We start from the raw sequence: 14900 nt of genomic DNA on the forward strand, positions 1-14900 counted from the left end.
CGTTCTTATTATATTAAAGGAGGAATCACAGTGTATGACTATTCAATCCTACCGAATAGAATCATCTTATGTGTTGATTTACGTAGCTTTTATGCTTCAGTTAGTTGCATTAAAATGGGGTTAGATCCTATGCATACAAAATTGGCTGTAGTAGGTGATGTGAATAGAAATGGTTCAATCGTTCTTGCTGCAACACCACCCTTAAAAGCCCTGGGCGTAAAGAAGATGGCAAGGCTCTACGAGATTCCTCGAAGAAAAGATATTCTTGTTGTGAATCCGATTATGAATACTTACATAAAATGTTCTAATTACATAACAAAATTAGCTTTACAATACGTTCCTATTGAGGATTTTCACCAATACAGCATCGATGAATTTTTCATGGATATTACCGATAGCATTCATTTATTTGCCAACGATCCATACGAATTCGCTATGAAGTTCAAGCGTGAAATATATGATCGTACACGAGTTGAATGCACCATCGGAATTGCTCCTAACCCACTCATGAGTAAGGTTGCTTTAGACATTGATGCTAAGAAGAACACAGACGGGATTGCATTTTGGCAGTACGAGGATGTACCAGCAAAACTATGGAGTATACGACCCCTTAATAAATTTTGGGGCATATCATATAAAACTGAAGAAAAGTTAAATCGAAAGGGAATACATTCTATTGGAGATCTAGCCAATTATCCTCTTAAATACTTAAAGCAGAGCTTCGGCAAGATTGGGGAAGAATTACACTTACATAGTCACGGAATTGACTTTAGTCGTATTTCAGAAAAATATATTCCTGCCACAACTTCAATTGGAAAAAGCCAAATTCTAATGCGTGACTATACAATAGAAGAATTCCCAATTGTTCTATTGGAACATATTGAAGAAGTTTGTTATCGCCTTAGAAGACAAAACAAACTTGCTCAAACCGTTCATTTTTCTGTCGGTTATAGTAAGAGTTATACAGGCGGTATTAGGAAAACACATACTTTAAACCGGCCAACAAATTTAACGATGGATATTTATCATATATGTACATACTTTTTGCATCAACAATATACTGGGGAACCCATTCGCAGCATAAACTTATCCTTAACAAACCTAATTCAAGAAGGAGAAGAACAAATTTCTCTTTTTGATAATGTCCCAAAACGAGAACAAGAAGTGAAGTTAACAAAAGTAATGGATGAAATACGCACAAAGTTTGGGAAGAACAGTATTTTACGAGGGATTTCTTACACGCATAGCGCTACAGCTAGACACAGAAATACACTAATAGGAGGCCACAAATCATGAATAACGCTAATATGCCAAAAGGAAGAGGAATGGTAAAATTCACCCCATTTGCAGCAATTCCTGAACAGTTTGCTGGAATACGTGAAATTATCAAGGAGAAAAACAAAGTAACTCGGCCAATCTTAACAGATGAAGAAAAAGAACTAATTGAGAACATGATGTTATGTTCCTTATTATCTGAAGAAGAAATACTAATTACATATTATGAAGATGGTTATTTGCTCTCTAGCTATATGACTGTTGTTGATATTGATCCACCAAATAGTGCTGTCATATGTACTGATGCTTTTTATAATAGGATGAAACTGCAATTTTATAATATAATAGATGCAAAATAGAATATATTTACGTCAGTACGTTTAAACCATTATAAAGGAGTGTAAACAATGCAAGAGGCTCAAGTAAGGAAGAACGCAGCAGGAGCAATTATTCATAACAATATAAATAATTATCCGTATTTAAATATACCAATGATTATTAATGAAAAAGATGGAATGATTTATGAAGTTCTAAGTGCTGGTTTTCACACTAATGATGCAGTAGGAATGCTAACAACGGATAGTTTCGCTACTACCAGGGTAAATGCACCGATTATAACAGTGAAAAACAATGATGGTAGTATTCAAGCATATCGCTTACCTTTAGAACTAGAACATTGGGTTCTTTCTTGTATGCGTGCTGCTTCAGTAGAAAAAAATCCGTTTCCATGTAAAGTTGCTTTTGGAATTATAGACAAAAAATATCATGTTGAATTCAAATAAAAAAGGTCTGCTTATTCAGCAGACCTACCATCAATTATAGATTTATATTTTTTTGCCTGTTTCAATGTCCAAACAGGTGTAGAAGCAAGGATCTGGATTGGCTCAGGTAATAATGGTCTTACTTTCTTCCCATCTCGTTGTCGAGAAAACTTTGTGCTCAAACGTGCTTTATCCCAACCTAGTATCTCAGCAAATTCTTTTAAACCAACGAGAGGGGGAATTACTCCCCCAGTTCATCGCTCCACGCTTGATAAAAGCCGCCCCCAACCGTTTCAAGTACATTATCATCCTCTTGCGGGGATATTCCATACCAATATGCGGTTGTTATTACTTCACCATCTAAAGTTTCGATTGTAATTTTTTCTTGCGTGTAAGCTATACCTTCTTCAGCAACTTTTTTCGCTTCACTTAAATCACTTACTTCAATTTCTTCTGTTACACCAGTATGATAGTTTACAATGTATTTTTCCATTTATAACACCCCTTCGAAAGTGATAACTTTGTTATCTTTATTATAACCAAAATAGATAACTTTGTTAACACTTTTAAGATGATTCATTTAACTATTTCGTTCTTTTTAGGAAAAAGCAAACTCATAGATTCTACTGTTAATATCCATTCCCCACGTTGTTTCCCTTCAGGTTTGTAGTATTTAATTTTTCCACCTTTAATTAATTCATCTACTAATTTATTATCTTTACCTCTCTTCAATTTCATCCTCAGAGTATCTTGTGTAATCCCCCAACGATCACACGCTTCCCTCGGCGTCATAATTTCATCTAGCATAAATAACATTCCCATCACCTCGCATTACTTATAGGTAACATCTAACTTAACTATATGTTACTTATAAGTAACAATCAACCAAATGAACTAAAAACATGATAAATACCACATGTAAAAATCAAGAAAATGAAGAACTACCACCTTCCTCTCATAAAAAACTGAATAATCAGTTTTTTATTTTTCAACAACAAGAACACATTGTAATTCCACCAATGTGGTAAAATGATGGAAATATATACTAATAGAGCGAGGGGATTAATTATGAATGTGCAAACTATCTCCAAAGGGGAAATAACAAATTTACTGAACAATTGGTATCAATCCATCATTTCACAACATGTACTAAAATCCACAAATTTCAAGAAAGAAATTGATAGTAAGATTAATCAAATTGAAGAAGACCAAAATATCCTTATCTATTATTCATTACTAGATTTTAGATATAAGTTACTTATCCATGACATTAAAAACTATAAAGATAGTTTAGAAAAGATAGATTGTATACCTGATCAAGCAGATACCTTCCTAAAATATTATCATTATTTTTTCAAAGCAATTTATTCAATTAATATGGGCGATTATACTTCTGCTAAAGAGCAATACGAAAAAGCTGAAACATTATTAAAGGATATTCCAGACGAACTTGAAATAGCTGAATTTAATTATATGTTTGGTTCTTTCCACTATCATATTTATCAGCCACTACCAGCAATCAAATATACTACAAAGGCAAAGGAATTATTTTCAAAACATGCAGGCTATGAAATCAAAGTTGCTGCTTGTAATAACACACTAGGACTTGCTTGTACTTCCCTTGGCCAATATGAAAGTGCAGAAGAACATTTCCTTATAGCTTTAAGTACTTTTAACAAAAACGACGAGGATAAATTATCAGCAAAAGTGAAACATAATTTAGGGTTATTGTATGCAGATCAAAACCTCTCAGAACTAGCAATTAAATACCTAAATGGGTCACTTGTAAATAACCCAAAAACATTGTTCTTATTAGCACAAGAATATTTCAAATTAAATGATAAAAACGCTGTCAGATTGCATATTGAAAATGGATTGAAGATTTCAAATGAAGAGTACAGTCATCATTTCAATATTCTAAAAGGATTAAATGACAATATAAGTACAGATGAATTGGAAGAAATCATTCTGGCAGGAATTTGTTATTTTAAAGAAGAAGAGTTATGGAAATACGTAAAAGATTATTCAGCTATTTTAGGTAATAAGTTTTACGAGTTAAAATCGCATGAAAAAGCGAGCAAGTATCTACATATGACAAATGAAGCTGATAAAAAAGCTTCAGAGAAAGGAGCTTTAAAATAATGAAAAAATCTTTATTAATTTTTGCTATTGTCACCGGTTTTATATCTTTCAGCTTCAGTAACACTACAAACTTACAATCTGTATCAAAAGAAAAAGTAGATTTTGTCCAATATGCACATGGTGAAACTATTTAGCACAATAAAATACTAAAAAATTATGTCATTACCCCATTATAATGCATAACACAAATAATCATTAACAAAATAAAAAGAACCCAATATATTAAAGACATATAAATATTAAGAGTAAAGATAGTAAGGATGGAATATTCCTGCTATCTTTTTTTATCTTAGATTAAGAATTAATAATATATGGTAATAATAGATAAGTTATGATACATTAAGGATAAAAACCGAATATTCATTCTATTAAAAAAAGGGACGTAGCCCACAGCGGGAGGCGTATCCGCAGAATGGTAGTTCGAGGACCTTGACTTTAAGTGTATTGAAAGGAGTTGGTAGCTAAATGACAATATCCCGTAAGGAAAAAACAATACACTGTTTATAAACACCCCCTAAACGCATCACCGCGATATTTCTGAATATTGTGTTATTTTATAATAAAAGTTATTCGTATAATTCACGACAAATCAAAAGTATAATTTATAAAGGGGGACAGATCATGTTTAATGAACAAAAATTACAGCTATGGAGTAAGATATTTGCAATCATCATAGCGATTACGGCTATTATTAATAAATTTGTAATTACACTTCAAAATAAATTAGTTGTTCTTATCTTCCTTGAATTTACTGTATTTTGTTTTCTTTTGTTTTTCCTTTATCTACATAAAAGCAAGAACAAATCAATTTTTGTCGTTATTATGTATATAGCCTTTTTAATTTACGCAATACTTTAAGATACTGCCCAAAATGCGAAGGCACCCCATTCGTCTAACGAATGGGGTGCACTTTTTATTTCCAAACTGTTGAATAATGTTCCTTTGTAGTTACTAGTTTTGTTCTTGCAGAATCTGAATAAACATAAACTACAGCTTTTCCATAATAACAATACGCATCCTGCGCCTGATAGATAAACGTTTTGTAGTATCTTGTTGAGGGTTTATCATGGAATGTGTTAAATAAGGCTGAAGCCGCTGCACCAGCCCAATAATTTTTTAATATACCACCCGGAGTAATAGCTATCAGAAATTGTTTTGTAAACTCACTTATAGTATCCGCCGTTTTCGAATTCCCTGTGAAACTATCAATTAATTGATAATTCATAGAACCAGGATTAGGATGGTAATAATCAGGACCAGGTGGAGCCTCTTGGAATGTCGAAATTGGAACTTGGTTTGTTACAAAAGGTTGAAACTCACTATTTGGATTCACTTCAGGAATCCCAGTATTTTTTAAATTAACCTTTTCAACAGATTTTCCCGATTCGTTAGCAGCTGCATAACTAGATGGAGAAAAACTAAAAAGGCCCAATGCAAACGTAGACGACAAAAGAATTGGAATAATCTTATTTTTCATTTTTACCCCCTATAATTATATTAGGTACCCACTTTCAACTCTACTAAAATTATACAATTGACACAAGGGTATTTTTAAAATATTTATAAAATTTAAAATATTAAACTTTCTTACCACCCAAAAGGTACACCTTTTAGGAATACGAAAAACTATTGAAGAATACACTTCAAAAGATACGAAAAACACTTTTGGCACACTTCAAAATCCAAATGTACCTTTTGGTGTATTTTTGGTATAATTTAAGTTAACTAGATTGAATAATATTAAGATTCTTACTTTGAAAGAGGTTGTTATTTTGTGAGTACAAAAAAATTAGGCTATGTTCGTGTTTCTAGTAAAGATCAGAATGAAGAACGCCAAATTGTAAATATGAGAAAAAACGGAATTGACGAACGAGATATTTTTATCGATAAAAAAACCGGCAGTAATATGGATAGAGAAAATTATCAAGCAATGAAAAGATATGCCCGATCAGGTGATACAATTGTTTTTGACTCTTTAACAAGATTAGGAAGAACTATGAATGACATTTTAGAGGAATTTAAGTATTACGAAGAACAAAAAATAAATTTAGAATTCTTGAAAGAACCATTTATAAATGTAACTTATAACGGTAATGCCACAAATGATGTCATTCAAAGTGCTATCCAAAAGGCAACCGCAACCATTCTCTCAGCATTTGCTGAAAAAGAACGCCAGGACATAAGGCAACGTCAAGCTGAAGGGATTGCTTTAGCTAAGTCACAAGGAAAGCACTTAGGCAGACCTCGTACACCCATCACTCAGGAATTTATCGATGCTTATAATGAATGGAAAGAAGGAAGAATCACAGCTACAGCTGCTATGAGAAGGAGTGATATAACAAGTAGTTCTACATTCTACAGAGTAGTTAAAAGATATGAGAGAGAAATAACAGATTATAAAAAAATATAAATAGTTATTTTCGAAAGTGAGGATATACACTATATGAAAATGATATCAATAATATTACACCTAGTAGGTATCAGACACTAAATAAGAAAGGAATGAAAATCATGAAATATTCACTTCAAAAAACATTGAGTTTTTTCACAATACCAATCGCAATGGCTATTCCCTTTACATTATTTATCCTTTGCACCCTAATTTCATTTAATATTGAGCCGACAAAGTTTTTAGGTGACTTTTACTTCAATTTACAGGAATCCATAACTATATCCGTATGGAACTTGATAAAGGCTTCAACAATAAAACTTTTAATTCCTAGCTATCTATATTTTCTTGTAACATGGACACTTATTTATGTTATCTGGAAGTGGATTAAAAAATCTCTATTAAACATAATAAAAGATAATCAAGTTTAATTAATAAACAGTGTGGAACGGTTTAAATTCACACTGTTTATTAATTATAAATGAAAAGTTGAGAGGGCTGATATTCATGCGAATGATCCAGGATACAATACCAGGATTCTCCTCATATTTATTAAGTAAGGGAAGAAAACCTTCAACAATTAAACGGTATATGTATGATGTAGAAAGTTTTATTCAATGGCTGCACCTATCAAAAAGGTTTAACGCGAATGACATTTGGGAATCATTACACAAAAAAGATTTCGAAGCATTTTTTACTTATTTAAAAGATGATCGTAAGTACTCTAACAAAACTATACATCGCATATATATTGTGTTAAACAGATTGTATGAATACTTAGATTTACCAAGCCCCATTGAAGGAGTTATTCGAATAGAACCACCTGATCGGGCATTGCGTAAGGAAGATTTCGTTTCTTTCCTGGAAGAAAAACGCTTAAAAGAAGTCATTTCTTCTCTAGAAGGCCTTACAGAAAAACAACAAACAACACGCCCAATGATCTTAGGGCGAAACGTTTCTATTGTTACATTACTCCTGGACTATGGATTATCTTTAAAAGAACTTGTTTCTTTACAAATGCTACATGTTCATTTCGAAAATAACACTTTATCGATTCCTGAAGACTCAATAATAAATAGAATCATTCATTTGAAGGAAAAAGACAAATTACACTTATACAATTACTATAAAACTATCCCTGAACCTGTACGACCTAAATATCACAGCAACGATCCACTATTTGTTGCTTTTGATTTTACCCGTGGGACATATCATTGGAGCTACGATGATGACGCACCAAAATTTCTAACTGAAATCTCAATACAAAAAATGATCCGTTTGGAGGTGAAAAGAGCCAATCTTAGAAAAGGAATTGCTGCGCAGCATTTCCGAAATACTTATATTTTAAAGCAGATCCAGGAGAAAAATAGCCCTGAGAAAATTATGCAACAGGTTGGTTTCAAATCTAATTTATCATTAAAAAGATATTATGATTACTATAAACGAACAGAGTCAATTTCGGACTCACAACCTTCCCTTAATATATAATTTTTACACATCTACAGAAACCCAATAAATATAACGAAAATAGAGGTTAAATAATGACAAAAAACGAAGAATCACATTATATCCATCAATACACTTTACGGGATAGGTCTACTAAATCTATCAAAATTGAATCCTGGCGCTCACTAAAAGATGAGCTGCGAGAACTGGATATAAAACATAGTGACATCTTCCAAATTCAAATGATTAAAATAGACCCAAATAAAAAGTAACATAGCGCTATACAAAACTAAAACTTTAAAGGAGATCATCAATAATGAACCCATTAAAAGATAAGCAAATAACATATTGGCTAGTGAATTTAGGTAATATGTATTACGCTGGTGGCTTATTAAGAAAAAATGAAGATGAGTGCAATTTCAGTTATGAATTTGTTAACGATAAAACATACGCCTTCCCTTTCTTAGAGAAACATGGCGCTATGAGGATAGCTGAAAAATGTGGTGGAATTGCTGTAGATCACACTGCTACCGGTGAGGAATTAACTATTTTAGAAGATAAAAACGAAAGATATATAAATAGCGAATCCACAGCTCGTTTAGAGCAAGAATTAAATGCCAGGGAAGAAATAAAAAAAGCTGAAGATATACAGACGTTGGAATATGAACTCAAAAAATTAAATCATTCTAAAAATCAACTTCTATAACCTATAAAAAAATAAGAATATAGCGCCATGTTTTTATTTTAACGAAAAGAATTGTGTTATAATATTTACAGAACATATGAATAGGATAACAACTACCTGCTTTTGGCAAGTAGCAATTTTATTCACTAAAAAGATCACCAGTTTCCAAGACAGGTGATCTTTTTATATACATTTACTATACTATTTGGGGGATCTATTAGATATTTTAATCCCTTTATGGCTCCTACTTACTACACAGGATTTAATGTTGTTACTTTTTAGGTAATTAACTACTTCGTCAACATCTCTTCCTGTTATTTCTTTGCTATATTCATCAAATTTATTTAATCTATTTTTTATTACAAAAAAACCAAAAGAAATTGATGTCACTATACCAGCAACACATATAGCCATAGACATTTGATTTATACCTTCAATCACCATATCTATCCCTCCATTTGTATTTCTTATATACTTCTAACGTTCTACAATTCTTTTAATTTTAACAGGCTTAAATGTATTATGATCATCTATTTGTTCCATTTCCAATGAAACTTCAAATCTTTTTCCATTTGCAAAAACAAAACAATTGACCTTATTACTCGTCCAACTATTAAGCATTAATTTCGCTTCCTCTTTTTTTAGTTCTACATCAAAGTTTTTCTTATCTATTTTCAACTCTTTTGCTATCAACTCTTCAGCAATTAATATATTTTTACTATTTTGTTTTTCTTCATGTTCTCTAGCTGGTAAATAAAACGCATATATAACAATAAGAACCGCCAATCCTACAAAACAAAATATGTAAAATAAATCAATTTTTTCATTTGAATTTTCATTTCTCGTTGTACTAAAATAATAACTCAATTTTGTTTTCTCCTTTACACAATCCTCTGTATTACAAACAGTTACATATATACATTCGTTTATAAAAAAATATTAATTTATTGTCTACTTTCCGGATTTCCCTCACCTGAAATTTACCTACAGTTGTTTTCAACTTATTCCAGACCTCTTATTTAATCAATATTTTGTACAAAATAAAACCCTTGTCTTGAAAGTTCTTGAATGCATATTAATTGTCTGATAAACCTATTGTTTAAGTCTTCTATAGTATCACATTTATAATTACTTAAATCGTCAGGACCCCACAATCTCCACTTTTCTTCATTAGATGAATCAGTAAATTCAGGATTGGTCTCCTCTTTTAAAATCTTAATCACTTTCTCACAAACTTTAATTATTTTAATTGGAGAAACTAATTCTAATACCCCTGAATTTGGTGGATCAAATTCACAATACATTGGTATATCAATGTTAAAACTTGAAAAAACCCCGGTTAAATTACCACTTGTTAGATACGTAAGAAGTAATTTATCTCCATCTAAATACCTTATCATGTAATCAAAATCGTTCTCCTCGTGTTTTACTATTTCATATTCTCTAAAGTATTGCCAAGCTACTCCCATAAACTAGTTCCCCTCCTTCAACATGGCGATGTATTATGAAAACGTAAATTGAAATTACAAACGAATATTAAACTTCATCTTGGATTTCTTTTAATTGTTCATAGCATTTAATTTCATCAGGATTATCTATAATTTCTTTCTCAAAAACTTTGTAATTAGCAAGTGGTTTTAGGGTGCCCGATTCAAGGTAAAAGAAGTTTTTTGTAGTCTCTTCACGCAATTCTTTAGCAACGTAATCTGATCTGACCTCTATAAATCTTAATGCTAAAATTTCTGGAGATTCCTTTTTAATTTCAACCCCTTGTTTATTTAAAAATGCTGCAATAGAACCAATCTCCCTCTTTATAAGTTCTGCGCTTTCAACGTCATCATTTAAATAATTCAACATATTACGACGGTGTTGTAATCCTCGCTCTAATTGTTCAATAGCCTTTTGAGTAGTTATAATTTCTTTCAATTCACTCATTCCTTTCTCCTATGAAATGTTTCTTACTATTAAATATCACCTTTGAAAAATCTTAAAATTTTATTTATTCAAAATTCAAATTTGATTAAACTATTTACCCTTCTGTAATTCACGTTTGATTTTCGTTTTCATCTCTTCGTTTCCAATGAAGTCATTTAGTTCTTGCTTTTGATAATTTGATTTTCTATTTAGATTCTGTATATTATTAAACTCCTGAAAGTCGTGCTTTTCTTTAGCCATTCCCTTTAATCTGTGCAGCTTAATTTCATTTTTCACTAAAGCACCATCATCAATAGGCGATGTAATGATTTGTTCTTTGTTAACTGTTGCTTGTAAATACTTAGTTATTAAAGGTTCCCCTATGCTTTTACCCAAACTACGCATATCCATTCTCCTTCTCAATAAAATTCAAATTTGATTAAATCCTACAGAATAACTCTTTTATCCATTCCTCATTCTTCGCTTTATTCTCCAGCTAAATTGCTAACTCGCTTAGTTGAATATCTTCTCTTTTAATACATGTTTCTGCAATACTAGTTACTTCTACTTTAGCATTTATTAATATTATTCATGGCCATCATAATGTAATCCATGTAATTATGATGATTTTCCAGTAATCTTTGAGCCTTCACTCGAGCCGATTTATCAGCATTATTGTATAATGTTTCTAATTCATTCAAATACTTAGCTGCCCTAGTAATTTCCACGTCTAAATCTATATCTGTCATTTTGTAAATCTTTGAAATTTCTTTCAGGCTATTCAATACATAATTTAAAGTATAAGAAAACTCTAATAGAAACTCTTCATCTTCTTCAAGTAAATACAGTGGAAGAAAGATTTCACGTTGAATTCGCTTTAAATATTTTGTTTCTAAATCAAAACCATATACCTTGTATCCTACCTCTTCAAATTCAATTTTTTTAAAGAATTTATACTTATGTTTTTTGATTATTATTGGTATCCCGATAACATAAGTAATGATACGAAAATAGTGTTTAAAATCCGCAAAAGGTATTTCTATAAATTCATCATCCTTACTATCTTCATCGTTTAAATAAGCATAACTTGATCTTTCATAAGTATTAAATATTTGTCCTCTTTTAAAATCTTTAAAATCTTTGAGACATATTGATTTATACATTCCCGATACCCCCTATTCAACTATTTTTCTCCTTATCTTCTATTTTAAGCAAGAGGACAAATATTATTGCTGCAATACTAGAAGTAACCCCACAAACTGTCTTTATCGTTTCATATGTAGCTACTAAAGATAAACCAGCTAACCCACTACTAGTAACAAGTACTCCTAAAAATAAGGCTTGCATTCCCTCTGTTTTTTTTGATACTGATCTAGTCTTGATTCTCCTCATGCTATAATATTACCTCCTTTTCTAACAACTTAGCATTCTCCGTCACAAAAAAACACAGGCCTTTCACACTTATTACAGATATAACTAAATTTTGATGTTCTAACAATTTTATTTTTATAGGTTTGATCAAAATCGTAGCCAACAGATTCATAATCCCACTCCTGGTAGTATTCTTCTAGTCTTATAATGTGACTGGCCACTTTTGTTAAAACAACATTAATGAAGGATGCTATAGGTGTTTTGTTTAATTCATTTCCGTCTGGATAATCACTTAAGCAAGTAATAAAACTCCACTCTAATCCCTGTAGATCTGTAAAGTAACTTCTATCTGTCGACCAATGACCAGGATCTGTCTCAAGATGTAATTCTCCATACATACTTGGGCTTAAGTCAGGATTAGTAAAAATAGTAATAGCATTCTTACAAAAAGGTACGGCCGTACTCCCTTTAACTTTGTAATGCTCTTTTAAGAAAGGATACTTAATAATTGCTTCTTTCCAATGTCCATTATTAATTAAATTAACCAGTTCTATAAACTCTTCTTTAATAACTACCTTGCCACGTAGAGCCGTATACTTAGTTGACATACCCTCAACTCCTTCTACAAAATGTTTATTGTGATCGAGGTTGCTCCTGTAAGGATCGCGCTTCCATATACTGCAATAGCTACTTCATCAGTTTTCTTCCAAAACAAATATATCCCCGTAAAAATACAAAACGATATGAAACTAACTACACACAGAACCGCAAATAGTCCTTGAATCCACATTAATATGTCTTCCCCTTCTTTAAGAAAATTACTTTTCTCGATTTAATAGACTCTATAATTCTTTTTTCTTTTTTGTTTCGAACCAAAAAACGCTGTAGAAATCTACTTTAAACTGCTCTTTACACCCCACACAATTCATTTTAAATTCTCCTCCTAGATCACCAACCTCTAAATAATCATGATAATCAGAATGGACATGTTCACAATATGGACACTCTATATATTCTGCTTTGTGCATTTTCTTATTCCTCTTTTCTTTACATTTTTCAAATTATATAAGATTAATCATTTATATCATGCCATACTTGATTAAATTAACCCTCATTAACAGACAGACAATCAATTCCTCTTTAGGAGTTACTCCGATTGATGATTTATTCTATTTCTTTGACAGCAGCTACATCTTCCCAATCAATTAAATATTCTCCTACATTAGATGGTTCAAAAACAGTAATAGCTAAACTTTCATAAGTTTTTTCTTTTACATAACACTTGCATTTAAAATACTCATTGTCCCCTCTCCTTTTGATGAAAGTTTCTATTTCGTATTTCTTACCTACTTCAAATAGGTTCATAATCAGTTGTGATCTACCTTTACGTTCTAACTCATCATAATCTCTACGCACATCAAAAGGTTTTGCTACATCAGTTTGATAAGGTGTTCCTTTAACCATTACCGATAACATTCTAAGCAAAATATTATCTAAACGCTCTTTATTTCTCGCCCTATGTGCATTTGATGCAAGTTCAATCAATAATTGTTCATCTTTTGTCTCGCATGTAGCTGTTTCAATTGGTACTTCATTATAATTATTGATTAGATCTTTAGAGCCATTTAGCGTATTAATTGCATTTACCAGCCTTGCTACTTCTATATTTTCTGAAACTAACCATTCTTTTGACCCTATATAAGTTTTATTATCAACTGTAAACCAATCACAGCCAGCATCATTTATTACTTTTCCGTTTTCTCTTGTGGCATCTAGTACAATATCCCACATTTGTTCTATTAATAAATCTTTTTCGGTTCTATAAATACTTTTCATGACCATTCTCTCCTTTTCTATAAAATTCAAATTTTCAAAAGTGATTTATAAGCTTGATTTAAAAGGTCAAGAAGTATAATTTTATCCTTCTGTTTTTTAAACTCAAACATTATTCCCTTTGAAAAATCATGCTCTATAATTCCTAAAAACGGAAAGGGAAATACAAATTGTTTGAAATCAACTTTATTTTCTTCGAAATAAACAAATTTATCTAGAGGAGGATTAACTCTTGAATAGAATGATGAACGACTAAAATAAAACTCCGCTTTTAAAGGTGAAATAGGTATTGATATATATCCTTTCCCTATTTGCAACCTAGAAAAATGTAAAACTAGCTTACTTACTACACCTTTTAACCTGCGAGCTTCTTCATTAGTCAAAGTAATAAATACAGTATTTTCATTAATTTCTTTAACATTCCAATAAGATATATTTTGAACAACCAATTGACTACACCTCGTTTTTTCCATAAAATTCAAATTTCATTAAAACAGTGATTTAATTAAACAAATACAGCACACACATCAATAAGATTATTCCACAAAAAATCGCTGTTCCTATAAAAAAGAATTTAGTCCAAAAATCCAAAAAATCCCAAGTGGATGAATATTCCTCTATATCCTTATTAACATCTTTCATTATTGTCCTTTCCTACCTTTCCTATTTACTAATCGAATCGCTCACATTTTTTATACATTCTTCAATTCGTGTAGTTGATATTATTATCCCCTCAAATCTACGCTGTTTTAAACTATATAAAACTTTAATTGCCTTATATAGTTCCTCCTTAAGAAAAGTAGTATCACGTAAACGAAGCTTTCCAGGAATGTTATGAATTACACTACTAATATTCTGTACCCAAAAACACAATTCACTTCTAATAGATTTATTAAAACTTGAATCCAAATCTAATGACCTTATAGCAAGTATGGAATCTTCTAACACACAATAACCTAATTCAAACAATTCCTCTTCTGTATGTATATCTAGCACTTTACTTAATTCAGGAACATCTTCTACTAGTTCATAGAAATTATCATTGTTAATCCTTTTAAAAAACTTCACTACAATCCCTCCACAA

Annotated in this window: 24 protein-coding genes; 9 read left to right on the forward strand and 15 right to left on the reverse strand. The window is 31.2% G+C overall.

Features of this window, described 5'->3' with window-relative positions:
• Nucleotides 1-30 precede the first annotated feature (30 nt).
• From C4S65_RS25795 to C4S65_RS25805, 3 genes are read left to right on the forward strand one after another with little or no spacing between them, the layout of a single operon-like run.
• Complete coding sequence (locus C4S65_RS25795) at nt 31-1296, forward strand: Y-family DNA polymerase (RefSeq protein WP_103945561.1); 1266 nt, start codon at nt 31-33, stop codon at nt 1294-1296.
• The gene (locus tag C4S65_RS25800; protein ID WP_103945562.1) at nt 1293-1634 is read left to right on the forward strand and encodes a YolD-like family protein; all 342 of its coding nucleotides are present in this window, start codon (nt 1293-1295) and stop codon (nt 1632-1634) included. The genes C4S65_RS25795 and C4S65_RS25800 overlap by 4 nt, the downstream gene beginning before the upstream one ends.
• A 48-nt stretch (nt 1635-1682) precedes the next feature.
• A complete protein-coding gene (locus C4S65_RS25805; RefSeq protein ID WP_103945563.1) occupies nt 1683-2057 on the forward strand; it encodes a hypothetical protein in 375 nt (124 codons plus the stop codon).
• A 220-nt stretch (nt 2058-2277) separates the two neighbouring features.
• On the opposite strand, the gene C4S65_RS25810 is transcribed toward C4S65_RS25805, so the two are convergent.
• Both C4S65_RS25810 and C4S65_RS25815 read right to left on the reverse strand, forming a co-directional pair.
• Nucleotides 2278-2529, reverse strand: coding sequence for a hypothetical protein (locus C4S65_RS25810; protein ID WP_103945564.1), 252 nt, complete (start codon nt 2527-2529; stop codon nt 2278-2280).
• An 83-nt stretch (nt 2530-2612) separates the two neighbouring features.
• On the reverse strand, nt 2613-2852 hold the full coding sequence (locus C4S65_RS25815; RefSeq protein ID WP_103945565.1) for a helix-turn-helix domain-containing protein: 240 nt from the start codon (nt 2850-2852) through the stop codon (nt 2613-2615).
• 252 nt (nt 2853-3104) lie between these two features.
• Here C4S65_RS25815 and C4S65_RS25820 point away from each other — a divergent pair, with 252 nt between their 5' ends.
• The 3 genes from C4S65_RS25820 (at nt 3105) to C4S65_RS25825 (ending at nt 5036) form a co-directional block, all read left to right on the forward strand.
• Nucleotides 3105-4178 (forward strand): hypothetical protein, encoded by a 1074-nt coding sequence (locus C4S65_RS25820; protein WP_103945566.1) that lies wholly within the window; start codon nt 3105-3107, stop codon nt 4176-4178.
• Nucleotides 4178-4312 carry a hypothetical protein gene (locus C4S65_RS35405; RefSeq protein WP_000749280.1) on the forward strand — a complete coding sequence of 45 codons (135 nt, stop codon included), beginning with the start codon at nt 4178-4180 and terminating at the stop codon, nt 4310-4312. The genes C4S65_RS25820 and C4S65_RS35405 overlap by 1 nt, the downstream gene beginning before the upstream one ends.
• Before the next feature lie 487 nt (nt 4313-4799).
• The gene (locus tag C4S65_RS25825; protein ID WP_103945567.1) at nt 4800-5036 is read left to right on the forward strand and encodes a hypothetical protein; all 237 of its coding nucleotides are present in this window, start codon (nt 4800-4802) and stop codon (nt 5034-5036) included.
• A gap of 55 nt (nt 5037-5091) precedes the next feature.
• Here C4S65_RS25825 and C4S65_RS25830 read toward each other — a convergent pair whose 3' ends face one another.
• Nucleotides 5092-5655 (reverse strand): hypothetical protein, encoded by a 564-nt coding sequence (locus tag C4S65_RS25830; RefSeq protein ID WP_103945568.1) that lies wholly within the window; start codon nt 5653-5655, stop codon nt 5092-5094.
• 297 nt (nt 5656-5952) lie between these two features.
• Between C4S65_RS25830 and C4S65_RS25835 the strand changes: the two genes are divergently transcribed.
• The 3 genes from C4S65_RS25835 to C4S65_RS25850 all read left to right on the forward strand — a co-directional run bounded on the left by C4S65_RS25835 (nt 5953) and on the right by C4S65_RS25850 (nt 8719).
• Nucleotides 5953-6588 (forward strand): recombinase family protein, encoded by a 636-nt coding sequence (locus C4S65_RS25835; RefSeq protein WP_098217881.1) that lies wholly within the window; start codon nt 5953-5955, stop codon nt 6586-6588.
• A gap of 486 nt (nt 6589-7074) precedes the next feature.
• Entirely contained in the window at nt 7075-8055 is a 981-nt protein-coding gene (locus C4S65_RS25845; protein WP_098301260.1) for a phage integrase N-terminal SAM-like domain-containing protein, read from the forward strand.
• Between the two features lie 274 nt (nt 8056-8329).
• Nucleotides 8330-8719, forward strand: coding sequence for a hypothetical protein (locus tag C4S65_RS25850; protein ID WP_098301262.1), 390 nt, complete (start codon nt 8330-8332; stop codon nt 8717-8719).
• Nucleotides 8720-8899: 180 nt separating this feature from the next.
• On the opposite strand, the gene C4S65_RS25855 is transcribed toward C4S65_RS25850, so the two are convergent.
• From C4S65_RS25855 to C4S65_RS25910, 12 genes are all read right to left on the reverse strand, one after another.
• Nucleotides 8900-9142, reverse strand: coding sequence for a hypothetical protein (locus tag C4S65_RS25855; protein ID WP_098301264.1), 243 nt, complete (start codon nt 9140-9142; stop codon nt 8900-8902).
• A 33-nt stretch (nt 9143-9175) separates the two neighbouring features.
• Entirely contained in the window at nt 9176-9565 is a 390-nt protein-coding gene (locus C4S65_RS25860; RefSeq protein WP_087876255.1) for a hypothetical protein, read from the reverse strand.
• A gap of 152 nt (nt 9566-9717) precedes the next feature.
• Nucleotides 9718-10167, reverse strand: a complete 450-nt coding sequence (locus C4S65_RS25865) for a vacuolar protein-sorting protein 36 (RefSeq protein ID WP_098301265.1) — start codon at nt 10165-10167, stop codon at nt 9718-9720.
• A 67-nt stretch (nt 10168-10234) separates the two neighbouring features.
• On the reverse strand, nt 10235-10633 hold the full coding sequence (locus C4S65_RS25870; protein WP_103945570.1) for a hypothetical protein: 399 nt from the start codon (nt 10631-10633) through the stop codon (nt 10235-10237).
• A gap of 90 nt (nt 10634-10723) precedes the next feature.
• Nucleotides 10724-11017, reverse strand: a complete 294-nt coding sequence (locus C4S65_RS25875; protein ID WP_098301269.1) for a hypothetical protein — start codon at nt 11015-11017, stop codon at nt 10724-10726.
• Nucleotides 11018-11181: 164 nt separating this feature from the next.
• Nucleotides 11182-11775, reverse strand: a complete 594-nt coding sequence (locus C4S65_RS25880; protein WP_098301270.1) for a hypothetical protein — start codon at nt 11773-11775, stop codon at nt 11182-11184.
• Nucleotides 11776-11791: 16 nt separating this feature from the next.
• The gene (locus C4S65_RS25885) at nt 11792-12004 is read right to left on the reverse strand and encodes a hypothetical protein (RefSeq protein ID WP_103945571.1); all 213 of its coding nucleotides are present in this window, start codon (nt 12002-12004) and stop codon (nt 11792-11794) included.
• A gap of 29 nt (nt 12005-12033) precedes the next feature.
• A complete protein-coding gene (locus C4S65_RS25890) occupies nt 12034-12591 on the reverse strand; it encodes a hypothetical protein (RefSeq protein WP_086401549.1) in 558 nt (185 codons plus the stop codon).
• Nucleotides 12592-12825: 234 nt separating this feature from the next.
• Nucleotides 12826-13011: a hypothetical protein gene (locus C4S65_RS25895; RefSeq protein WP_088021079.1), complete on the reverse strand. Its 186-nt coding sequence runs from the start codon at nt 13009-13011 to the stop codon at nt 12826-12828.
• A gap of 136 nt (nt 13012-13147) precedes the next feature.
• Entirely contained in the window at nt 13148-13819 is a 672-nt protein-coding gene (locus C4S65_RS25900; protein ID WP_103945572.1) for a hypothetical protein, read from the reverse strand.
• Nucleotides 13820-13845: 26 nt separating this feature from the next.
• On the reverse strand, nt 13846-14265 hold the full coding sequence (locus C4S65_RS25905; protein WP_016084225.1) for a hypothetical protein: 420 nt from the start codon (nt 14263-14265) through the stop codon (nt 13846-13848).
• A gap of 214 nt (nt 14266-14479) precedes the next feature.
• On the reverse strand, nt 14480-14884 hold the full coding sequence (locus C4S65_RS25910; protein WP_061664007.1) for a hypothetical protein: 405 nt from the start codon (nt 14882-14884) through the stop codon (nt 14480-14482).
• Nucleotides 14885-14900: the final 16 nt, after the last annotated feature.

Source organism: Bacillus sp. ok061 (assembly GCF_900108285.1).
Taxonomy (GTDB): Bacteria; Bacillota; Bacilli; order Bacillales; family Bacillaceae_G; genus Bacillus_A; species Bacillus_A thuringiensis_S.